General features: G+C 38.4%; 11 protein-coding genes and 2 pseudogenes. 2 read left to right on the top strand and 11 right to left on the bottom strand.

Annotated features, from left to right (window positions below; all coding sequences use genetic code 11):
- The 11 genes and pseudogenes from A9996_RS02710 to A9996_RS02670 all read right to left on the bottom strand — a co-directional run bounded on the left by A9996_RS02710 (position 1) and on the right by A9996_RS02670 (position 20468).
- The gene (locus A9996_RS02710; RefSeq protein WP_066430608.1) at positions 1–1344 is read right to left on the bottom strand and encodes an MFS transporter; all 1344 of its coding nucleotides are present in this window, start codon (positions 1342–1344) and stop codon (positions 1–3) included.
- Positions 1345–1380: 36 nt separating this feature from the next.
- Complete coding sequence (locus A9996_RS02705) at positions 1381–3513, bottom strand: glycoside hydrolase family 97 protein (RefSeq protein ID WP_066430606.1); 2133 nt, start codon at positions 3511–3513, stop codon at positions 1381–1383.
- A gap of 156 nt (positions 3514–3669) precedes the next feature.
- Positions 3670–4584, bottom strand: a complete 915-nt coding sequence (locus A9996_RS02700; RefSeq protein ID WP_066430604.1) for a GyrI-like domain-containing protein — start codon at positions 4582–4584, stop codon at positions 3670–3672.
- Positions 4577–5900 (bottom strand): annotated as a pseudogene (locus A9996_RS02695) (vanadium-dependent haloperoxidase). Before A9996_RS02695 ends, A9996_RS02700 begins: the two are co-directional and overlap by 8 nt.
- A gap of 6 nt (positions 5901–5906) precedes the next feature.
- Positions 5907–9173 (bottom strand): VCBS repeat-containing protein, encoded by a 3267-nt coding sequence (locus A9996_RS02690; RefSeq protein WP_066430602.1) that lies wholly within the window; start codon positions 9171–9173, stop codon positions 5907–5909.
- On the bottom strand, positions 9139–12510 hold the full coding sequence (locus A9996_RS02685; protein WP_066430600.1) for a VCBS repeat-containing protein: 3372 nt from the start codon (positions 12508–12510) through the stop codon (positions 9139–9141). Before A9996_RS02685 ends, A9996_RS02690 begins: the two co-directional genes overlap by 35 nt.
- Positions 12476–14332 carry an FG-GAP-like repeat-containing protein gene (locus A9996_RS20395; protein WP_248912309.1) on the bottom strand — a complete coding sequence of 619 codons (1857 nt, stop codon included), beginning with the start codon at positions 14330–14332 and terminating at the stop codon, positions 12476–12478. Before A9996_RS20395 ends, A9996_RS02685 begins: the two co-directional genes overlap by 35 nt.
- Before the next feature lie 27 nt (positions 14333–14359).
- Positions 14360–14437: pseudogene (locus tag A9996_RS20390) on the bottom strand (hypothetical protein); the annotation flags it as partial.
- Positions 14404–15765 (bottom strand): FG-GAP repeat domain-containing protein, encoded by a 1362-nt coding sequence (locus tag A9996_RS20385; protein ID WP_248912308.1) that lies wholly within the window; start codon positions 15763–15765, stop codon positions 14404–14406. The gene A9996_RS20385 and the pseudogene A9996_RS20390, both read right to left, overlap by 34 nt.
- 77 nt (positions 15766–15842) lie before the next feature.
- Complete coding sequence (locus A9996_RS02675) at positions 15843–17366, bottom strand: RagB/SusD family nutrient uptake outer membrane protein (RefSeq protein ID WP_066430597.1); 1524 nt, start codon at positions 17364–17366, stop codon at positions 15843–15845.
- A gap of 12 nt (positions 17367–17378) precedes the next feature.
- Positions 17379–20468, bottom strand: a complete 3090-nt coding sequence (locus A9996_RS02670; RefSeq protein ID WP_066430594.1) for a SusC/RagA family TonB-linked outer membrane protein — start codon at positions 20466–20468, stop codon at positions 17379–17381.
- 360 nt (positions 20469–20828) lie between these two features.
- On the opposite strand from A9996_RS02670, the gene A9996_RS02665 reads away from it, so the two are divergent.
- Positions 20829–21869, top strand: a complete 1041-nt coding sequence (locus A9996_RS02665) for a LacI family DNA-binding transcriptional regulator (RefSeq protein ID WP_066430592.1) — start codon at positions 20829–20831, stop codon at positions 21867–21869.
- Between the two features lie 163 nt (positions 21870–22032).
- The gene (locus A9996_RS02660; protein ID WP_066430590.1) at positions 22033–24066 is read left to right on the top strand and encodes a kojibiose hydrolase; all 2034 of its coding nucleotides are present in this window, start codon (positions 22033–22035) and stop codon (positions 24064–24066) included.
- Positions 24067–24082 lie beyond the last annotated feature (16 nt).

Raw genomic sequence — 24082 nt, 5'->3', positions numbered from 1 at the left:
TTAATGCCCGCTTTTAGTTAATTGATGTCCCACGATTTCACGATTCATTTTTGACTCATTCAATCGGAAGGCAAGTAAGGCGGCAATCGTGAAAAACACGCCTGCAAATAACATGGCATTGATGGCATTGCCTCCCAACAGATATTTATAAATAGGACCAAAGGTCAAGGTTTGGATAAACATCGGGATGACAATCATCATATTCAAGATGCCCATATAAACACCTCGTCGCTCTTGGGGAACAATTTTCGAAACCATGGTATATGGAATTCCCATCATAGCCGCCCAACCGATTCCGAATAAAACCATTGGCAAAAGCACTAAGGTTGGGTCAGAAATGTACGGTATCGTAAACAAGGCGATTGCCGTACCTATCAAACTTAAGGCATATACTATTTTTCCGCCATATTTGACCGTCAAAGGCACTAAGGCCAGGGCCACCAACATTGTTACAATATTATAAGTTAAACTCATTTTAGCCGCTTGGGAAGCCGCCTCTGACGTTGAAAATCCTAAAGTCAACTTGAACAATGGCGTAGTGAATTGCCAATAAATGAAAAGCGCATACCATTGAAATAGATAGACCGCACCAATTTTCCACATGAATTTTGGCATTTCCTTAATGGATTTAGCAATTTCCAAAAAGGGTTGTGAAATCTGTTTGCCAACGGGAAGGCCTTTGATTTTATTGATTTCCACCAATTCTTCATCGGTAGGTGGGATTTCAGGTGTTTTCAATACAGACCACAGAATAGTGGCGAGCGATAGAAAAGCACCAATAATAAAAGAATAATAGAGCCAATGTGGAATGCCACTTGATTCCTCAGCAGGATCGCCACCGAACCAATATTGAAACAAGACGATGGATCCATTTGCCAATAGAATTCCTGCCCCAACAAATAAACTTTGCATTTGGTAGCCTAAACTCAATTGTTTATCTGGTAATTTATCGCCTACAAATGCGCGATAGGGTTCCATGGCCATGTTATTTCCCACATCTAAAATCCATAATAATCCAACGGCAAACCAAAGCACAGGACTATGCGGGAATACAAATAAACTCAAACTACCCAACAGCGCGCCTATCAAAAAATAAGGTTTTCGTCGTCCCCAACGTGGGGACCATGTTTTATCTGACATGGCACCGATGATTGGCTGGACAATCAATCCTGTTACAGGACCGGCGATATTTAAAATTGGCAACATATCCTCTGGCGCTCCCAAATACAAAAAAATAGGATTGATGGCTGTTTGTTGCAAACCAAAACTGTATTGAATTCCTAAAAATCCAACATTCATATTAAAAATCTGCCAAAAAGAAAGGCTTGGTTTAGTGAATTTCATTTGCTTATGAATTAGTTAATCAAAGAGTTACATGGTTCATTTTTTAAGGATACTAATGGCAAATCCGCCACCGGGAGCCAAAGGAATATCCAATTTAGACGCCTTGGTCAATTCCATTTCTTCTATGGCATAATCTTGAGGATTTGTATCCCAATGGGCATCGGGGCCATCTTTATATATGCGAGCGGTATAGGTTGTTCCCTCTTCAAGAAAGTCAAACGTCAGGGTTTCAGTGCGTCCGTTTTCATCTGTTATGCCTCCAACAAACCAATTGTCTGTGCCGCGTTCCTGCCTTGCAATGGTTACAAAATCGCCTACTTCGCCATCCAGAACTTTGGTTTGTTGCCAATCGACGCCCACATCGGTAATAAATTGGAATGCAGGATGGATTTTACCGTCCACCAAATAATGTTCAGGTAAGTCGCTTGCCATTTGGATCGGACTGTAAATGACGACATACAAGGCCAATTGATGCGCCAAGGTGGTGTTGACCTGATTGTCTTTTTTATAGTCGTCAAATTTGATGTTGAAAACCCCAGGTGTAAAATCGAAAGGGCCAGAGAGCATTCGCGTAAAGGCAACTGTAGGCAAATGGTTTGGTGGATTCCCGCCGTCTGTCGCCCAAGCATTGAATTCTTGCCCTCGCGCACCTTCCCTTGAGATTTCATTGGGATAGGTTCTTCGCTTGCCAGTGTCTTTAATGGGTTCATGGGCATTGACTGCTATTTTCTTTTTAGCGGCCTCTTCAATCACTTTTTGATAATGGTTGACCATCCATTGCCCGTGATGGTATTCTCCGCTGGGAATTATTTTACCTACATAGCCTGTTTTTACGGAATTGATATCATTTTTCTTCATAAAATCATAGGCCTCATCCATCTGTTTTTCATAGGTTCTTGGAGCTGCGGATGTTTCATGGTGCATAATGACTTCAACACCTTTTTCCTTGGCATAACGCATCACTTCATCAAAATCATAATCTGGATAAGGGGTCATAAAATCGAACACGCCTTCTCTATCATCGGTATTGATCCATTTGTCCCAACCCGTGTTCCAACCTTCAACCAGCAATCCTTTGATACCATTCTGTGACGCAAAATCGATATATGTTTTTGCATTTTCCGTGGTTGCGCCATGCTTTGATGTACCCGCTTTTCCAAGGGTGTAGGTATTCATATCCTGACTGCCTTCCATATCCCATGTGGATTTGCCGATGTGCATCTCCCACCAAATACCGACGTATTTCATAGGTGTAACATAACTGACATCGCCAATAGCGTTCGGGTCGTTAAGATTCAACAGCATGTTGGATTCCAATAAATCACCGGCTTTCTCTGCAATTTGAATGGTTCGCCATGGGGTCTCAAAAGGTACGGTCAGTTTTGCTTTACCGCCTAAGCGCTCAGAGCCCACAAGTTCACTGACCATGTTTAGATTTTGAGGATCAACCTTAAGGGTCATTCCGGCGTAATTGGTCAAATCGGCTTCATGAAAACTCAAATACAATCCATCATCAGTTTTCATGGTTACAGGGGTGTTCACTGCATTTTCTGGAATGTACGAGGCATTCAGGTTGGGATGGTCACGTTTTGAAATGGCATCAATCTTGGAGAATTTTGTTTCGTTATATAGATGCTCATAAATGTCCCAATCTCCAGGAATCCACCATACGTTGTGGTCGCCGGTTAAATTGAATTCCGTGTTTTCATCCGTAATTAAAACGTCTTTCAAATTATCCTGCGCCGGAACTTCATAGCGAAAACCAACGCCATCATTGTAAACCTTAAAATGAATGGTCATTTGTCTTTTCAAGTCTGATTGCTCTTCTAGATAAACCACCAATTCATTGTAATTATCGCGGACATCCAAAACCTCACCCCACGGCAGTTGCCATGTTTCATCCTTGGTTGCTTTGCTAGAGGAAACCACCTTGAAATTGTCCTTCAGGGATGGCACATCCTTAAAATCAAAACCCATATAGGAGGTGTCGATGACCGTATTGTCCTTATGGGAAACCAAATAGAACGGTTGCCCTGTTTTTGACAATCCGAATTCAACGTGAATGTTGCTGTCTGGAGAATTGGCAGTTAAGTCTTCTTTTGGCGTGTCGCATGAGACTGATATGATTAAAAGCACTATCCAGTAATATGGGTTGATGATTTTTTTCATGATAATTATTTTTTTTACTTAATTTACAAATGATCCTTGATAGGGTTTTAGAGTAATCTTTGCGCTTTCTTCATTAATGCTGATAATTACTTCTCACTTTTGACCGACAAGAAAAGGCAAACGCCACCAAAAATAAGTGTAGGACAAACCTTCTATTCATGGTGTTTTATTTTTAATTGGTAAATAGATTTCAGCTTGCCAATTGAGTTCATCACCGCCCATATTGGGGTTATTGTTGAATACCTCAATTGGTGTTTGCCTTAGTGGTATGGCTTTGTTTTTAGCATAATCAATAAGCGCATACCAGGCTCTATCTGACGTAATATAGTTTCCGTTATAGATCGCTTTAATGGCTTTTCCGCCTTTTATCTCCTTGTATTTTACGGTTGGATGAATTGGCAGTCCTTCTTTTTTTACTATTGGATAGCAAAAGTTAAAAGAGATGCTATCGGTTTCTGTATCCCAAGATGTCACTTCAACCATGGGTTTGCCATTCAACTCAACACCATTTTCTAATAAAAAGTTGCTCAATATGCCATAGTTTTCCATCATGCCTTTTGCTTTCAAAAATTGCTTTGTGGTTACTGGAATGTATGCGCAATAGGTCGATGGCGACGTTGATTCGCCTTCAATTTTAACTTCAAATTTTTCCAAATGGGTGCTTAAAACCAAAAGAAAATCAGAAACTGTCTGCTTTACTTTTTTTTCAAAGTCAGTATCATTAAATAGAATATCAATTTTATTGCTCAAACTGTTATGACGATCCTTTATGCCGATGTTGACCTGTGTGGTGGAATCGTCAATTCTCGATAACTGCCAATGAAAGTCATAATCAGTACCATCGAATTTAAGATTTTGAATTAATTCATCCATAGCAACTTGATTGATGGGATTGCTATGGTCTAAATTAGTGTTCCATAATTTTAAGGTCTGATTGATAGTCCCTACCAAAGCCTTAGACTTGAACGCCACTGTATAGTCGTATGGTTTTAGGACATACCATCCCGTAGCGACTATAAAACCACCGATCACTACAAACAATATTCCCTTTTTTAGACTAAAATTATTCATTGACCATATTTAATGAGTTAACTACAAACATGCCCAAATCTCGGCCTTGCTTCACACCTTCATCAACCGCCGCCCTATAATGAATGCCCCCATACATTCTACTAATGGCAGCCTCGTTGGCTGCATGGTCAAAGGATTTAAAGCTCCTTATGGGCAATCCAAATTGCAGCTCGGTAGTATCATCAAATTGAAAATCATTCCCAAATATTGAGTTTAGGGCCGTTGAGGCGGCTCCCGAAGCTACAGAATGACCACTTGGATATTCAGGGAATGGTGGCGTTTGTAGAATGGGTTTCCAATTGTCATTGACATATTTATTGATAAGGGTTTCAGGCCGTACCAAGTTGCTTCGGTATTTTTCATCCCAACAGCTTATAAATGCCTCAAAAATGACAATGGATGTTTTGGTATATGCATACACCGTATCCTCAAAATTCATATTGCTTTTTTTGGTAAGCGATCTTGGCAATCCCTATCCAATGCGCACCGGGTGTGATTTTTTTTGTTGCGAACATCAAATGTCCCCTTGTTACGGTCACGTAAGGATTACAGTCCCAGAACTGCGCAATTTGCATCTCTTCCGAAGTATCGCCCAGTTCTGTGATTTTATTACTGATATCATAAACTTCCATTAACTCGTTATGAAATTTGCTGCCGGGCTCCATGGAAAATTCTGGAGGTGGATTAGGTTTAAATTGTGATGCCGAATCTAAAACAAATGTTCTAATTTTATTCCAGTGAGGTTCCAGCCCATCCATGTAGGACGGTGGTGTAGGCTCCCATCTGGAAATGTCATCAGAATTGATGTTGAATTTTGACATGGTTCTGGTTTGCTTGTAATTGTCAGCATTCATCCATTGAACAATATGTTTGGTAACTTCCAATGCATAATCTTGGGAGTTCTTAAAAACTTCCGGATTCTTGTGCTCCCAAATGTCATATAGACTATCTCGGTAGGACGTGATCTGATCTTCGGAAAACACCAGTTGTCTGCTCAAATCCATGTGGGCGATCAAGGCTGCCAATTGAAAGTTGATTTGGTCAGGCGCTTTAGGCTTAGGAATCTGGGTCAATTCTGATACTTGCCCACTCAATGAGTTGTAACGCGGGTTTTGCATGGCAATAATTTCATACGCTGCAATATTTGGATAGACGAAGATACGACTTGCCACAGGTGGCGAAAAAATATCGTGGATCATGATATTTACCACTTTATCTATGGCATTATGATAATCGTTTGGCGTGATTACTATAGGCTCTGACTTTTTGCACGAAGACAAAAGCAGCAATGCTATCATTATTTTGTAAAATTTCATGAGGACTTAATTTAATATGCTATAAACTTCTGCTTTCCTGTTATTGAAGGTCATTAAAAGATATGGTTTGTTTTTTAAATGAATGACGCTTATTTTCTTAACTGCTTTGTTACTTAAATTCATTCCTAGTTGTGTTCCTAGGGTGATTGATTTCGAGTTTTTGATGAGTGCTCCCGAAAAAGCATCCAGACGGCCGTGGTATGGTGTGACCCCAAAGTAATTTCCTGAAGCAAATACCTCATCCTTATTGTCGCCATCAAAATCATATTTTAAAAATGAGGTGATTGGTGCTACTTGCAATGTATTGATGAACGGAACGAACTTATAATTGCCCTTATCATTTTCCAGATATCCAGATTGAAGGGTATGCACTTGTAACTTTTTGGCGTTTTTAATCATTTTTTGATCCAAAACTGAAGTGATCGGTTGCCCAGCAAACGTTTGATACGAATTGAATTTTTTCTTTAAAAACACCAATTGGCTCGATAGCTCATCCAGCCCTAAAATCGGATAATAATTGTCATCTTTTGCTGTACAAACAATGGTTTCCGTCTGCCCATTCCCGTCAAAATCACTATAATACATGAGCATTGGGTAGTCTTGTGAAGCCTTAAACTTTGTATTCGTCCCCCAATTGCCAAGCAAGTAATCTGTATCCCCATCATTATCAATATCAAAGGGTTCTATGGCTTGCCAAAGACCATTGAGATTGTCTATTTTATCTATTTCAATAAATTTTCCATTCGTATTTTTATAAAATTTAGGGGACATCCACTCACCTACAACAATTAAATCCTTCAAGCCATCACCATCAAAATCGTCCCACACGGCATCAGTGACCATTCCCATTTGGTAGACGCCATCTGCAATTGAAAATGTTCCATTGTTATTGACCAAAACATAGGAGTTAGGGAGTTTACCAAAATCATTCGTAACGGCATACCCACCCACAAAGAGATCCAAATCGCCATCATTATCAAAATCACATGCTTTTACCACGGAGGCATTTTCAAAATATTCAGGTAATTGTTGTGACGTGTAGCCATTATCCTTATTTTGTGTAAAATAGCTGTCTTGTAAGGGTTTCATCTTAGCTCTAAAATGACCACCACCAGTAGCAATAAATACATCGTTTTTTTTATCATTGTTCAAATCTGCTATCAAGGCTGACACATCCTCCTTAATGGAATCTTTTGTAAAAACTGGATAGGTCGCTTCTACATAACTCGAATCGGTCTGCAAGTACACTTTGGAGGTTTTGAATTTTGAGCCGCCAAAGAAAATGTCTTCCTTACCATCGCCATTCAAATCACCTATGGCAACTGCAGGTCCTTTATCAGATATTTGATAAGGGATCAGCTTTTGCTTTAAAAAATCAGTATAATTATCTTCTTCATGGGTAAAACCAATGCCAAGATTGCCTTCAACTTTTTCGAACATTTTGTTGTTGTGAAGATCGTTCTGTTTCAGTGATTTGGTGTTTTCTGGCTTTATGACAAGCGTTTGGTTGACTTTGACATTTTTTAAGACTTGGACGGTTTTATTTGGCCAGATCACTTTTACAGAATCTATACGCGTAGTCTCTCCAAAACCAAAATGAATTATAGGTTCTGATGTCGATTGAAATCCGCGCGTGGTGTGCAATTCCTTGAATTGTAGCTTCCCGTTTGTATAGGCGTAAACCTTCGTGCCAATCCCAAACGTGTTGGGTGCTACATAATTGAATTTTATTTTGAGGTAACTATTTGCAGTTTTATCAGTTTGGTTTTCATAAATGGAGACTGCATCGTTTAGATTACTGACCACCAAATCCAAATCGCCATCATTGTCCAAATCGCCAACTGCCGATGCGTTGGAAACGCTAGGTGGATTGTCATTGAACCATGTTTTTGATCTATTTTTGAAGATCAAATTGCCTTCTCCCATAAAAATATAGTTTGGCACTTTACCTGAAGGCATTTTTAACAAAGCTTCTTGATCGACCAAATTGGTTTTGTCAATTTTTTCTATGATTTGATCATTGGACACATATTTGATATAATCGAGATCATTTGGTCGTCTCTCAATGCCATTGGATATAAATAAATCCTGTTCGCCATCTTGATTATAATCGCCAAATAAAGCACTCCAACTCCAGTCTGTGGATGCCACACCACTTAATAAAGCAGTTTCCTGAAAGCTGCCATCTGGCTGATTCACTTGCATCATATTGCGCATGAATTGATGATAATAGCCGTATTGGCCGGTACGCAATCTCTGTATTTGGATATCCTCATCTCCTTCTGAAGATTTTAAAACTGTCTCGTCTTCAGCATTCATATCTAAAGTAATTATATCTGGTAAACCATCATGATTAATATCTGCAACGTCATTACCCATTGAGAATTTTGAGGTATGTCCAAAATACGTTCGCATGTGGTCTGTAAAGGTGCCATCGCCATTGTTTAAATAGTAATAATCATCTTCGTGAAAATCATTGCCAACATAAATATCTGGATAGCCATCTTGATTAAAATCGGCGACGGCCAAACCCAAACCATAGCCATTGGAACCACCAAAAATGCCAGCTTCTTCACTGACGTCAGTAAACTTGCCAGTATCATTTCGCATTAGCCGGTCACCCGATTGATAATTTCGTTGATATCTTAAATCTGACTTTCCGAAAGATTGTTGGGTATGCACCGCATGATTGAGCAAGTACATGTCTAAATCTCCATCCAGGTCATAATCAAAAAAAGCGACAGAAGAGCTATAGGTGTCAAAATCTAACCCATATTCTGAAGCGGATTCCTTAAACGTATTGTCCCCATTATTTATAAACAGTTCATTGTGTCCGTAAAATCCATTGACACCTACTACAGCACACACATAAATATCCAATAACCCGTCGCCATTGACATCTCCCATAGCAACACCAGTATTCCATGAGCTATTGCCTGCGATGCCCGCCTTTTGGGAAATATCCTCAAACTGCATCCCTCCTTTGTTGAGATATAATTTGTTCTTGACCTGATTTCCTGAAAAGAAAATATCAGCTAAACCATCACCATTGATGTCGCCAATAGCAACGCCACCACCATTATAAAAATAGAGATAGTCGAGTATGCTGAGGTCTTTAGTTTCAGTCAATGTATTCGTGAAATCGATATTGGAGGTTGCAGCTTCTATCTTTAAAAATACAGCTGGTTCCTTTTTTCCACAGCCAAAAAGAAAAACTAACAACCCAAAGGCTACTATGTTATTTACTGATTTTGAAAACTTTTGGAATGTCATTGTTTATTGCTGTTATTATATACGTAGCACCGCTTTTATCTTCAAATTGTGCGATGTGCTTTATTTCATTTCTAACGAAAAATCCACTTTTGGAATAGTCTTCCCATTCAAATTCATTGTTTCCTTTATTCAACAATAACGAACCATAATTGGCATCCAAGCGTGAAAATTGCGGTTTAAATTCAAAATTATTTCCACCTAATATGATATCCATTAACCCATCCCCGTTCACATCCATACAAGTAATGCCACACACACAAGACAATTGCACCATGGTTGGTAATTTTTTGATGGTAAATTTACCGTTGCCTTCATTGATGGCAATGACAGATTCAGGTGTGTTTGATTGTTTTACAATGGTATTGTTCATATCAATTTTGGGGAACAATTCATTGATGCTGCGTTTTGCATAATCAGAAGCTTTAAGATTTTCTTTTTTTAAGGAAACAATTTGTGACGTCAACTCTTTTTTCATGTGCAAAGGATAATCGCCACCATTGAGATGTGTTGTAAAAATTTGTTCAATGGTTCCGTTGTTATCGTAATCATTGATGAACATTTTCATAGGTTCTTCGGCATTGAACTTATAGGCCGTATTATTTCCTTGATTCCCTAAAATAAGGTCCAAGTCGCCATCATTGTCCAGATCTGAAGCCTCCACTGCATTCCATAACCCTTTAAGATCATCCAAATTGGAGTTTAGTTTCATCAAACGGCGGCCAGTGTTTTTATAAATATTCGGGGTTCCCCAATCAGACACTGTAATAAGATCTTTTTTACCATCGCTGTCAATATCCACCCACTCAGCATCTGTGATCATCCCAGCATCTTTCAAATCATAAGCAAATTTTTGAGTGGCGTCTCTAAATGTGCCATCCCCTAAATTTTCTAGAAGCAAATGTTCAGGGTTGATGCCATAGGTGCCAACAACACTTCTAGAACCGATAAAAACATCCACATCACCATCGGCGTCAAAATCATAAGGTTTTATTACAGAAATGTTATTTTGGGTAAACGGTATTGGTCTGGTATCTTTCGTGAAATTGCCTTTTCCGTCATTAAGGTACAGCCGAACTTTATAAGTGGATTGCTGACCAACTTCATTCCCACCAGTGCCGACCATCAAATCCATATCACCATCATTATCAACGTCAAAAAAGGAGGCCGCAGTATCTTCCATATCTGCGTCATCAATCAAGGCTTTTACTTTTGACATCAGAAGCTTTCCGTTGGATTTGTTGAGGTATAGGTTTCCTGCTGTGCCTTTTGCGCCACCTATGAAAATATCCTCATGACCATCATTGTTAATATCAGCTATCGCCAAAGCGGGGCCTTCCTGTGACAGCATTTTATTAATAAGCCCTTCATGATCAAAATCAGAATAGTTATTTTCTGTATGACTTACAAAATCAGTTGGAACCTCTTCGAAAAATGGCTTGGCCTTTTTTACAGTTGAAAGTTTGTAGACAGAAGTGGCTTCGCTCTGCTTGATGTTCAATAATTGATTGACTTTAACATTTGTCAATTTTTGGGTTTGATCATTTGGCCATATAACCCTAATGGAATCAATTAGCGTTTCATCTCCTAAACCAATAGTCATCACATGGTCCATAGACGATTGAAACCCTCTTGTTGGCATCTGTTCCTGAACCATGATTTTATCTTTATGATAGATGTTTACCGTACTACCGATGGCAAATTTATTGGATGGAATGCCCTCCAGATTCAGTTTGATGTAATTATTCTTAGACATCTTCTCTGAATTGTTTCTATAAACAAATGATTGCATATTAACGTTGTTGACCACCAAGTCCAAGTCGCCATCATTATCCAAATCTGCATACGCGGCACCATTTGAAAAGCTTGGTTTTTCAAAACCCCAATTGTTGGTTTCGTCTGTAAAGGTTAAATCTTTGTTGTTCTTGTAGGCATAATTGGGTTGCGGTCTTTGGGGCATTTTATTGATAATGGAATCAATGGCTTGTTTCTTTCCTGTTAAAGCCATTTTTTGGATGATCTCATTGGCAAAGAAATCCACGAAATCCAGATCGGTAAGATCGTGGTTGATGCCATTGGTTATGAAAATATCCCTGAAGCCGTCATTATCCATATCAAAAAGAAGTCCTGCCCAACTCCAATCTGTTTTTGCAACACCGCTAAAATTTGCTATTTCTGAAAAGGTATTATTGCCGTTATTTATCTGCAGGGTGTTTTGAATGTACTGTTGAAAAAAGTCCTTTCCCTGTTTTAGTTTAAAAACATTATAGCCCTCAAATTCCATAACAGATTTTGTTCTTTGATCGCCTTCGGGAAGCATGTCTGTCACAAATATATCTGCCAAACCATCATTATTGACATCAGCAATATCCACACCCATGGCGGACAAACAAAGATGCGATGTCCAATTTTCTATATCTTCCTTAAAAGTGCCGTCCTGATTGTTTATATACAAATAATCACGTTCATAAAAATCATTTGAGATGTAGATATCAGGGTATAAATCGTTGTTGATATCCGTAACCATAACGCCCAATCCGAATCCTATCAGGCTTCCATAAATTCCTGCTGCTTCGCTTACATCTGTAAATTTACCGTTGTCATTTCGCAAGAGCATATCGCCCACACCTCTAAATATATCAGGAACATTTTCCCAGTCTTGTGCGCGTTTTTCCCTTTGGTGTGCATAGCCAAGGCTGCTCACAGGAATATTACTATTGTTGAGAATATAGGCGTCCAGATCACCATCTTTATCATAATCAAAAAAGGTTGTTTGGGTTGTAAAGCCGGAGGTTGCCAAATTATAATCCTTCGCTTTTTCGGTAAAGGTCAAATCGCCGTTGTTGATGTAAAGGTCATTATCATGGTTATTCCCTTCCATATTACCTGCGTTACTGACATAGATATCCAAAAACCCATCTTGGTTGATATCCACCATCGTCACACCAGTAGACCAAGGTTTATTGCCTACAACGCCTGCGGTTCCAGAAATGTCTTCAAAAACAAAGTTTCCCTTATTTAAAAACAACTTATTTGGGCCCATGTTAGCGGTAAAATAGATGTCAGGAAGGCCATCATTGTTAATATCGCCAATGGCCACGCCACCACCGTTATAAAAATTTCTGTATTTAAATATGTTGAAGTTTTTTTGATTCACCACCGTGTTCACAAAGTCAATACCTGTTTGCTCTGGCATCATACTTGTAAAAAGTGTCTCCTGTTTTACAACTTCTTTTTTACTGGCTTCTTCCTTATCTGAATTACAAGTATAGATTGTAAAACCTGTAAGAATTACCAATCCTAGTTTACATATTTTTTGATAAAAAAATTGGCGTGTCATTATTTCTTGAAATGATATAATAGTTTTTGTTTTTAATTTTTACTTTGGCAATATGTTCTGATTGCCCAGAGATCTCCAAATTTGGGTTTTCCATATAAAAAAACCCATTTTTATTGTTCAATAGCAACTGTCCATAGGATGCATCCAATCGTCCCAGTTGTGTGTTGATATGGATATTGTTACCCACTAATATTAAATCCAAAAAGCCATCTTGATTGACGTCATCAACCATGATATCATTGACGGTGGATATTTGTGTCAATAAGGGTAAGTTACGTTTTTTGAATGTTCCGTTGGTATTCTCAAAATAACACGATGCCAGTTCAAAAACTTGTGTTTTTCGTGCGTGTTTTAATTTTTCCTTTGGAATCAAATCTGTAAGCTTCGCTTCAGCAAAAGCTTTGTAAGACAAAAAATTTTTATTCAAATAAGGTAATTTTTTTACCAATTCATCCTTATTTGCAAAGAGTGTTTCCTTCCCCTGATAATAATAGGTAATAATGGTCTCCGGGCTACCATTATCATCGAAGTCATTGAGGTAGAGGCTTATTGGATGTTCTTTCGATGCCGTTAATCTTGTATTCAACCCCCAATTACCGACCATTAAATCCATATCGCCATCATTGTCAAAATCTTCCACCTTTACGGTGTTCCAGAAGCCATTGGTTTTTGACAATTCATCTCGTTTTTCCCGAATAAGCTTCCTCCCTTTTTGATTTATAAAGATAGTTATTGGCATCCAATATCCTACCACTATGGCGTCCATAAATTGGTCATTATTGAGATCTACCCACACAATATCTTCTACATTACCAATAGTCTGAAAGTCAATTGAAAATGATCTCGTGATATCTTTGAAATTTCCCAAACCATCATTTAGAAATAAATATTGCTTGGGTAAAGCTCCAAAATGCTTGGGCACCACGTTTGAAGTAATGCAAATATCCAAATTGCCATCATTGTTAAAATCGACTACGGTCACTTTTGAAGCGTTGGTCTCAATCGATTTAAATTGAACGGCATCTTCAATCAAACGACCTTCGTTGTTGATGTATAAAATAGGTGTCAAGGGTTTCCCGTTTTCAAATTCGTTGCCACCATTGACAACTATCAAATCTTGAAGACCATCATTATTGGCATCAAAGAAAGCGCTTGATGTGTTTTCGTTGATGGTGTGGTTATCCTCAAATATGTCTTTAGGAGCGATTTGAAAACGGCCATCTTTTGTTTGAAAAAACAACCCGCTCTGTTGGCCTTTTCCACCGCCAATAAAAACATCCTCAAGACCATCCTTATTAATATCTATAACGGATATAGATGGCCCTTCATTACTTTTGGCATAAGGAATAAGCGGGTTGATGTTGTAATCAAAAGCATTTTGTTCTTTGTGTTTAAAGGGTATTAAATCAGATTCCTTTTTAAGAAAAGGATTTTTTATAGGATTGGAAGAATTAAAAGTCGTCGTGTCTTTTATATTAATGACCAACTCTTGATTACTTTTCACGTTTTTAAGCTTTTGAACGCTTCCTTGTGGCCAGTATACTTCCAACGAGTCAATTAGCGTTGTAGTCCCCAAACCAAAATACAGTTTTGGTTCTTTAGCAGAGAGATATCCGTTTGTGGTATAATTTTCTTGGATTTGAATTTGACCTTTAACAAATAATTTTACTTTAGCGCCAATCCCAAACAGATTTTTTTCTGACCCGATAAAGCTGATTTTTAAATAACTTGATGGTAGTTTGTTTTGGATGGTGTTTTCAAGAACAAAAGCGTTATCATTAACATTATTCACGACAATATCCAAATCACCATCGTTGTCCAAATCGGCATAAACTGCTCCATTGCTGAAAGATGGAATTGATTTTACCCATTGTTTAGTGACATTTTCAAAAGTTAAATTACCATTGTTCCTATAAAAATAATTAATTGTTTTTTTTGTGGAATCTCTTTGATGAAAGCCATATCCGCTTCCCTGACGCCTTTATCTAAATGCTTTTGAATTTTATCGTTGGATATGAAATTGATAAAGTCCATATCGTTCGTAGCACCTAAGATCCCATTTGTAATGTATAGGTCTTTATTTCCGTCGTTATCAAAATCGGCAATCAATGGACTCCACGACCACTCTGTGGCCGCAATACCGCTTAAGAACGCTACTTCGCTAAAGGCTTCGTTTCCCATATTCAATTGCAAGGTGTTTTGCATATATTGTGGACTATAACCATTACTCAAATATTGATTGTAAATTTGGTATGGATACTCTTGCCCTGATGTTCGATAGGTGATTAAATCCTCTGGAAGCATGTCCAATGACAAAATATCTGACAACCCATCATTGTTTAAATCGCTTATGGCATTGCCCATGGAGTAATGTGTGGTGTGTCCGATTTTGTCAGATTGAGATGAAATAATATCCTTAAAAGAGCCGTTTTTTTGGTTGATGTACACATAATCATTTTCAAAAAAGTCGTTTCCAATGTATAGATCAGGATAATTATCATCATTCAAATCTCCAACAGACAATCCCAGTCCATAACCAATCTTGCCTTGGAAAATTTTAGATTCAGCAGAAACATCCACAAAAGTCCCTTCCCTGTTTTCAAAAAGTCGATCTCCAGATTGTGCATCAATAGATTCCCTGATTTTTCCATTGCCGTAAGTTCGATTGGGATGTACTGAATGGTTTAACAGAAACATGTCCAAATCGCCGTCGAGATCATAATCAAAAAAGACCGCTTGGGTTGAAAATCCTGAAATATCCAATCCATACATTTGGGATTCTTCTTTAAACGAAGGAAAACCATCTATATTTCCTTTATTGACGAATAACAAGTTTTTGCCTTTAATATTTAAATAATTAGAAGTTTTACTTATATAAATATCTAAAAGTCCATCATTATTTATATCCACGGAAGTGACCCCATTTGTCCAACCATCAGAATTATCTATACCAGATATGGCGGTGATATCCTTAAATTTAAGGTGGCCTTGATTTAGATATAATTTATCCGCTTGCTGGTTTGATGTAAAGTAAATGTCCACGAACCCATCGTTATTAAAATCTCCAGCGCAGACCCCTCCACCGTTGTAGAAGTACAAATAGTTAAGGATGTTTAACTTTGGAGTATTACTGATTTGGTTCTTAAAATCGATACCTGTACTATTAGAATCAAGTGTTTTAAAAAAAAGTACCTCCTTTTTTTGGGAACACCCAAAAACTAAAAAACAACTTACATAAACAAGGGCTCTAAACATACCTTTAACGAGAAATTCTAATAAAAAAAGGGGGGATATCCCCCCTTCTGACTAAAATCAAATTAACAAATATAAAATCAATATCCGGGGTTTTGCACTAAATTAGGATTTGAAATCAACGCGGTTGAAGGAATTGGATATAATACCCTGAAAGCATCTGTATTGGTTTTATACTGCCAAGGTTCAGAAAACTTTCCAAATCTGATTTGATCATTCCGTCTCCAGAATTCACCATACAGCTCACGCCCTCTTTCATCTAATAATGACTGTTCAGTGACGGTTGTCATTGGCGAAGCAAGTCTTAAAGTTCTTAGCTGATTTACTAGTTGCAATGGTGTACTTCCTGAAGCACCACCTCTCAAAATAGCTTCAGCTTTCATCAAGTGTGCATCTGCATATCTAAAAACAACTTCATGGTTTGCAAAAGAACCATTTTCTGGGTGGTATTTAATGACCCTGATTCCCGTACGTTCATTATTCCCTAAAAGACCCGGTAACTCCTTTGTAAACACCAACGGATTACCAGTTCTATCTGTCATGGCAGTACCTGTTTCGTCGTATTGTTGACCAACTAAAAAACCATATCCGATTCCGAAATGCGACCCGTCTGTTGGAACAAAACCTCGACGCTCCTCTTGTCCAGATCCTAGTTCGTTAGAATTAGGGTCTCCTTCAAATAAATCGTAAAATTCTGATAACGTCGTAAATCCATTCCAGCCGCCACCATCATTCCCTGGGGCATTTTGTTTGTAATGCAAAGTATTCCATATTCTATTTCCAACACTTGAGGTTGTAAAAAATATAGTTTCTGAATCTACTGCTTCTGTAAACAAGTCAAAATAACCACCTTCTAAAGCAAATCCTTGTGCGGAGATAGCATCAACATATTCAATCACCTTATTCATATCTGCGGCATCAGGAGAAGTCCCTAAAAATATAAATTTGTTAAGGTATAATTTTGCCAATAAATAATGCGCAGATGCTTTGGATGCTCGATTGAGTGAGGCACCTGGACCAGAAGCGGGCAAATCAGGAAGTGCTTCCATTAAATCCTGCACCGCAAACTCAAAAGCTTCCGCCCTAGTTTTCACAGAAGGATTGACATCTGGTCCTTCATCAGGAGTTCTAAATGGCGCCTGACCGTAAAAATCCGTAAGCCAGTAGGTATTGAAAGCTCTCAAAAATTTCGCTTCAGCAACCTGCTGTGGAGAACCACCACTTCTAGAATCAATAATCAACGTTGCATTGAATATATTTTGGTTTAAATTGTTCCAGGTATTTTTAACGTAAGAATGTACCGCATCCCAGTTATGGTCATGTAGGTTACGCCACACCCCATTGTCTCCCCAATCGATTCCTCTTGTAGGGACCAACAATTCATCAGATGAAACTTCTGCCAAGGCGTAAAAATTTGCCTGATCTTCAATTTGCCCTCTCATGGCACTATATAACCCATCCAATGACGCTGCTGGGTTTACCCCTGAAAATTCGCTAGATAAAGACGGATCAAAAAATGAATCCGTGGGTTCGATTTCTAAATTTGTACAGCTTAACCCAGCAAAGAGCACCGATACGAATAGCCATTTAATTGTGTTTTTCATTTTCATATATTTTTAAAAAGTTGCATTAATTCCGAAAGTATAGGTTTTCGCTCTTGGATAACTTGTATAATCAATTCCTGAAGACGGAATGTTATTAAGTGATTTTGGTGTATCTACCTCTGGATCCAATCCTGAATAAGGAGTAATCACAAAAAGATTCTGGCCGGTTAACGACAAACGAAAGGTTTTAAAGAAACCAGTTCCCGTAATTGGCACATTATAACCTAAAGATGCATTCTGTAATCTTAAAAAATCACCTTTTTCTAAAAACCGTGTAGACACATCAGGTGCATTTAAAGGAGATTCTCCATTTGTCAACACATCGGTAGTCACATTCTGTCCAGAATTGATAATACCCGCCGTAAAAAACGCGTTGGCGGTATTATTATAAATATATTGCCCATACTGTCCTGTCAAAAAGGCGTTGAAGTTAAATCTTTTATATGTAAAGCTTGTAGAGATGCCCAATGTATAATCAGGTAGTGCACTTTTACCTACAAACTGCTGTCTATCACCATTTGGATAAATGGAAATTCCATTGGCATCATAGCCTCCAAATTCTCTTAAGTAATAGGAAAATAAGGGTTGACCTTCTGCCAATAATTGCGCATAGGCGCCAGTCAATCCATTTCCATTGATTGCACCAGTCTGAATCAAGCCGTCAAAATCCTGAACTTCATTTTTATTGTAAGCGATATTAAAGCCAACATTCCAAGTCATATCCTCCTGTTGAATCACATCATAATTTATGGCAAATTCAATTCCTTTGTTGATCACTTTAGCGTCAAGATTTCCAAACACAAAAGGTTGAGGAGTTGGTTGGGCCGCTTCCTGTTGCAATAAAAGATCGGTAGTAGTTTTGTGGTAGACATCAATGGACCCATTCAATCGTTCATTGAAAAAACCAAAATCAAAACCTATGCCCGCTTGTGCTGTTGATTCCCATTTCAAATCTGGATTGGCAAAAGCTACCAAAGAAAAACCGCTTGGATTGACCTCACCGCCATTGCCGATACCAGCGCCACCAAAACGTTGTCTTCTTACAAAATTTCCATATCCAAGACCATCTTGATTACCCACGATTCCATAACCCAAACGTAATTTAAGTGTTGAAAATGCCTCCGGAATAAAATCTTCTTCCTGCAATTTCCAAGCGAACGCACCAGAGGGGAAGAAACCATATTGATTGTTAGGCCCAAAACGGGTAGAGCCATCAGCACGCAAGGTAAACGTGAACAAATATTTGTCTGCAATTTTATAATTTAATCTTGTAAACAAAGATTGCAACTCATCAGTATTGTCGTATAAATCTCCAGTTATCGAGTTAACAGTTATTCCACCGGGTGCTGAGAGAGACACATTGCTATTGATCTCTGGAACGATCTGGTTGATGAAAAGTCCATTGGAGCTGAATCCAAATTGTTGGTATGGCACATCGATGGAATTTCCGATAATTTTAGCCGAATTTTGTAGATTCGATACAGCTCGATTAAAATCCCGAGAGTTTAATCCAAATCCATTAATCGTCGATCCATAGTTTTGAAAACTTTGGAAGGAGTACCCGACTAATACTTCAAGATTTGAATTCTCAAAGTCCTTGGTATAATTTAAGGTAAGATCCATTAATTTATTTTCCACATTGACCGCTTGTAATATGCCCCTACCATTGCCCGGTGTACCATTATTGAAACCATCCACATCAGCAGTTAAAATTTGAGTTCGATCGCTCTTAGATTCGTCATAGCCTAGATTAACTTTAGCTTGTAGGTTATCCAAGATAGAATATTCAGCAGATACGTTCAATAAAGCTCTATTTGTCTTTGCTAAATCCTGATAATATTCCAATAGTTGGGCTGGATTCAGTTTTCCATCACCACTTGTAAAGCCAATACTGTTAGGCCATGTAGGATTCGCAAAATAGGTTGCGCCCAGCAAATCCCCTTGTGACCCAGAAGTACTTGTAACAAATGGCGATTCGTCATTGACTCTTGAATAGGATAAGTTCGCATCTATTTTTAATTTTTCATCGAAAAATTTATGCGACGCGTTCACCCTTCCGGTAATTCTCTCTTGGGATGAGTTTTCTAAAACCCCTTGTTGATTTACATAACCAAATGAAGCCCTAACATACCCCGGACCATAATTATTGGCATAAGACAAAGAGTTGTCAGTACTGAGCACCTCCCTAAAAATAACATTTTGCCAATTAGTATTGGAGCCAAAATCCACAGCCGCTGCATCACCTCCAAATTGATCAATGGCCCCTAAATACTGGTCACGATCCAATAAGTCATAGGTGTTAGCCACTGACGAATGGCTTTGACTTGATGTAAATTCAAAAACACCACCAGCTCCCTTTTTACCAGATTTTGTAGTAATAATAACGACCCCATTTGCACCTCTGGAACCATAAATTGCGGTAGCAGAGGCGTCCTTTAAAATGGTCATACTTTCAATATCATTGGGATTGAGAAAGCTCAATGGATTTCTGGCAGATCCTCCACCACCTCCTAAATCGCCACCTCCGGGAGTTCCACCATCGGAAAGTGGAATTCCATCCACAACAAATAATGGGTTATTGTTAGATCTAACAGATGACGTACCACGAATACGGACTGCAATTCCTGCACCTGGCTCACCACTGGATTGAGTAATTTGTACTCCAGCCGATTTACCTTGTATCAATTGTTCAGGAGAAGAGATAACCCCTCCATTGAAATCTTCAGCAGTCACAGTATTCACCGCGCCAGTGGCATCCTTAATTGTGGTCGTACCATAACCAATCAATACAATCTCATCAAGCACAGCGGCATCTTCCGCTAAAGTAACGTCGATAGTACTTCGTCCTTCAACATTAACTTCTTGCGTTTTAAAACCAACAAAGCTAAACACCAACACGGCGTCTGAAGACACATTGTTTAATTCATATTCTCCGTCAAAGTTAGTTTGTGCCCCATTGGTCGTTCCTTTAACAAGTACGTTTACCCCTGGTAATGGTCCCATATTATCTGATACAATACCACTGATTGTTTGAGAATGAAGTATTCCCGCTAAAAGAAAGAAAAAGCCACAGGTGACTTTTTTTAGTAAATCTTGTTTCATCTTATAATTGGTTTAGTTGTAAAATCATGATATCGTAAAATAATGGATCTTATCTCGTTATAGTTCAACCAATTTCAGTAATATTTTATGACTCTGCAAACAAACAAGTTAAAAAAAACTTAAAAACTTACCGAAAACGTTTTCGGTAAATGTGATTTTGTATGTTTTAACCTAATAATTTAAGAATATCCCATATATTCACGTTAAAGTTTACTAAATCAGAAATCCAATTGTTAATTGTATTGGTGGCACAAACGGTTTCCAAACGTAGCGTCACTCAGTTAATAATGGCAGTTAGCTGTACCAGATATTTCATTTGAGTAGTAGCCATTTTACCCAACTAAACTTCAACACATCGTCATGTCCAAAATCACTTTAAAAGAGATTTCGAAAATTTTAGGAATTTCAACCTCTACGGTTTCAAAAGCTTTAAAAAATTATTCCGACATCAATGTCGACACTAAAATAAGGGTGCAAGAATTAGCTAAAAAACACAATTATACACCCAACGCCTTTGCCCAAAGTTTGAGAAGCCGTGAAACAAAAATAATTGGAATTTTGGTGCCAGAATTGGTACATCATTTTTTTTCAAGCATTATTGATGGCGCCATTAATGAAGCTGAAAAACATGGTTATCTTGTTATTGTACTTCAATCTCATGAATCCTACGAAGATGAGATTAAGCAATTAAAATTACTTGTTGATAAAAATATTGATGGCATCATGCTCTCTCTTTCGGATAAGACTGTAAAATATGATCATATTAGGACCATCATTAATGAAGGGATGCCTGTAGTTCTATTTGATAAAATAACCCATTTGATTGATTGCCCAAAGGTGATTATAGATGATAGGAAAGCCGCTTTTAGTGCCACAGAGCATCTCATAAAAACCGGTTGTAAAAAAATAGCCCATATCACAGGGCCTCTAAAACCCAAAACTACCATTGACCGTTTTATGGGTTATAAAATCGCCCTCGAAACCTATAATATGCCGTTCAATAAAACATTGATTTATACCAGTGAAAATCTTTCCTTTGAAGACGGCTATAATCTTGCAGGCCAAATAATGGCCGAACATCCCGATATTGACGGGATTTTTGCATTTATTGATCCTGTTGCAATAGGTGTATTAAAACGCTTAAAGGAAGATAAAATAAAAGTACCCAAGCAAGTTTCCATCATCGGCTTTAGTAACTGGTTTATGTCAAGAACCACCTCCCCCGCCTTGACAACTATAGATCAGCCTGGTTATCAAATTGGCAGAAACGCATTCCAACTTTTACTAAAAAATTTAAATCACAAAAGAGAGGGAAAGCCGTTCACTTCAGAAACAGTTGAAATACCAACAAGTGTTATTATTAGACAATCGACCAGGGCAATAATGGCTCCTGTAATTTGACCGCGACAGTAACTTTATGTAAAAAATGTTAACACTATAAAAATTAGAATCTACAGGCTACTAAATCGTTTTCGTTGGTATTTCGGGCTAAAATTCCCGTTTACTCCCTTAATTGAAAAGAAAAAAATGATATTAGTGTAATTATCTAATAAATATCAGAAAAATGAAAACAGCGCTATCCCTTTTAATATGTTTAATCTCCATTTCCACCCATGCACAAAATGAGGGATGGAACATTAAGACCACAACAAATTCGAATTATACAGGTGTCGCCATGGCCAATGGTCGTATCGGTATTTTGCCCTCCGATAGACTTTTTGAAACGGAACAGATTATTCTGAACAATGTGTATGACAAAGAGTCCCCTTTAGGGGTGAGTCGGATTCTTAAAGGGATGAATTTCGGGAATTTGGAGATGGAGATTGACAATGAAAAACTCACCGCTGAAAATATCAAAAATTGGTCTCAAACCCTTCATATGAAAGAGGCCTATTTTGAAACCTCGTTCACATACATGGACAAGGCCGATATATCTTATAAAATTTATGCCTTAAGGAATGTGCCTTACTCAGGTTACTTCGATTTTACAATTACCGCAAAAAAAGACATTTTAGTTAAAGTGACCGGCATCATAGAAACCCCCGAAGAATACCTTGAACCATTGAGTACCTATCGCGTTTTAAAAGACAATGAAGTGACCATGCCCATTCTTCAAACAGTTGCTAAAAGCAGATTGGGCAGACATGTGGTCGGCACCTCGGCTACATTTGTTTGGCACCAACTAAATAGTGGCGATGAGCACCAAAGACCACCCCTGGTACATGAAAAAATTTCTGAATACAATAACCAGTTATCTTTTGTCAAGTCGGTCAAAAAAGGGACAAGCTTGGATTTTGCATGGACAGCGGCACAATGTACCACACAAGATTTCAACGACCCACAATCGGAATCAGAACGTTTTGTTATTTTCAATTTACTCACTCCAAAAAACGATCTGATCAATCAACATACAGAGTTATGGAAACAGCTATGGGAAGGTGATATTATCATAGAGGGCGACCTACAATCGCAATTGGATGTGCGTTTGGCACTTTACCATTTGTATGCGTTTGCCCGAGGCGATTCCAATTTAAGCATTGCACCGATGGGCTTGTCATCACAAAATTACAATGGCCATATTTTTTGGGATACTGAGTTATGGATGTTTCCTCCGTTATTGGTATTGAATCAGGACATTGCACGATCTCTGGTCAATTACCGTTCGGACAGATTGGACAAGGCCAAACAAAAAGCCATTAACTTTGGATATAAAGGCGCTATGTTTCCTTGGGAAAGCGACGACACAGGAGAAGAAGCAACGCCAGCATGGGCCTTAACAGGCACGTTTGAGCACCACATCACCTCAGATGTTGCCATAGCGTTCTGGAACTATTACTTGGTGACCAAAGACAAATCATGGCTTAAAGAGCGCGGCCATCCAATGCTAAAGGAGGTTGCCGATTACTGGGTAAGTAGAGCAACACTAAATGCGGATGGATCCTATTCTATTAAAAATGTGGTAGGGGCCAATGAATTTGCGCCCAATGTAGATGACAACGCCTTTACAAACGGAGCCGCTATTACTGCCCTTAACTACGCAGAAAAATCAGCAAAAGAACTGGGATTGGCAGCAAATCCTATGTGGGCTGACGTAGCCAGCAAGATAAAAATCTATAGGTTTCCTGACGGCACAACCATGGAGCACAGTAAATATAAAGGCGAACGCATCAAACAGGCAGATGTCAATTTGTTGACGTTCCCTTTGGATATTATTTCTGATGAAGCAACCATTTTGAAGGATTTAAAATATTACGAGCCGAAACTTGCAGAAGAAGGTCCAGCTATGGGTAAATCGGTTTTTGCCGTCATCTATGCCAGATTAGGGGATGCAGACAACGCTTTCAGATTGTTCAAAGAAAGTTACGAACCCAACAAAAGACCTCCTTTTGGGGCATTATCAGAAACCGCGACAGGGCATGATCCTTATTTTGCGACCGGTGCCGGGGGCATGTTGCAAACTGTTTTATTCGGTTTTGGAGGTTTGCATTTAACTGAGGATGGCATCATTCAAAAAGGAGCAATTTTACCCAAACAATGGACATCGTTAACAATTAAGGGTGTTGGCATTGACAATGAAGAATACGTTATCAAAAGATAACATTTAAAATTCAAAC

Origin of the sequence: Gelidibacter algens, assembly GCF_001678675.1 — a bacterium.
In the GTDB taxonomy this organism is placed as follows: Bacteria; Bacteroidota; Bacteroidia; order Flavobacteriales; family Flavobacteriaceae; genus Gelidibacter; species Gelidibacter algens.
This window is presented reverse-complemented; position numbering and strand designations above follow the sequence as displayed.

Excerpts from the sequence above, each read along its gene's own strand:
- A9996_RS02710 (WP_066430608.1), bottom strand. The coding sequence starts at position 1,344 with ATGAAATTCACTAAACCAAGCCTTTCTTTTTGGCAGATTTTTAATATG.
- A9996_RS02705 (WP_066430606.1), bottom strand. The coding sequence starts at position 3,513 with ATGAAAAAAATCATCAACCCATATTACTGGATAGTGCTTTTAATCATA.
- A9996_RS02700 (WP_066430604.1), bottom strand. The coding sequence starts at position 4,584 with ATGAATAATTTTAGTCTAAAAAAGGGAATATTGTTTGTAGTGATCGGT.
- A9996_RS02690 (WP_066430602.1), bottom strand. The coding sequence starts at position 9,173 with ATGACATTCCAAAAGTTTTCAAAATCAGTAAATAACATAGTAGCCTTT.
- A9996_RS02685 (WP_066430600.1), bottom strand. The coding sequence starts at position 12,510 with ATGACACGCCAATTTTTTTATCAAAAAATATGTAAACTAGGATTGGTA.
- A9996_RS20385 (WP_248912308.1), bottom strand. The coding sequence starts at position 15,765 with ATGTTTAGAGCCCTTGTTTATGTAAGTTGTTTTTTAGTTTTTGGGTGT.
- A9996_RS02675 (WP_066430597.1), bottom strand. The coding sequence starts at position 17,366 with ATGAAAAACACAATTAAATGGCTATTCGTATCGGTGCTCTTTGCTGGG.
- A9996_RS02670 (WP_066430594.1), bottom strand. The coding sequence starts at position 20,468 with ATGAAACAAGATTTACTAAAAAAAGTCACCTGTGGCTTTTTCTTTCTT.
- A9996_RS02665 (WP_066430592.1), top strand. The coding sequence starts at position 20,829 with ATGTCCAAAATCACTTTAAAAGAGATTTCGAAAATTTTAGGAATTTCA.
- A9996_RS02660 (WP_066430590.1), top strand. The coding sequence starts at position 22,033 with ATGAAAACAGCGCTATCCCTTTTAATATGTTTAATCTCCATTTCCACC.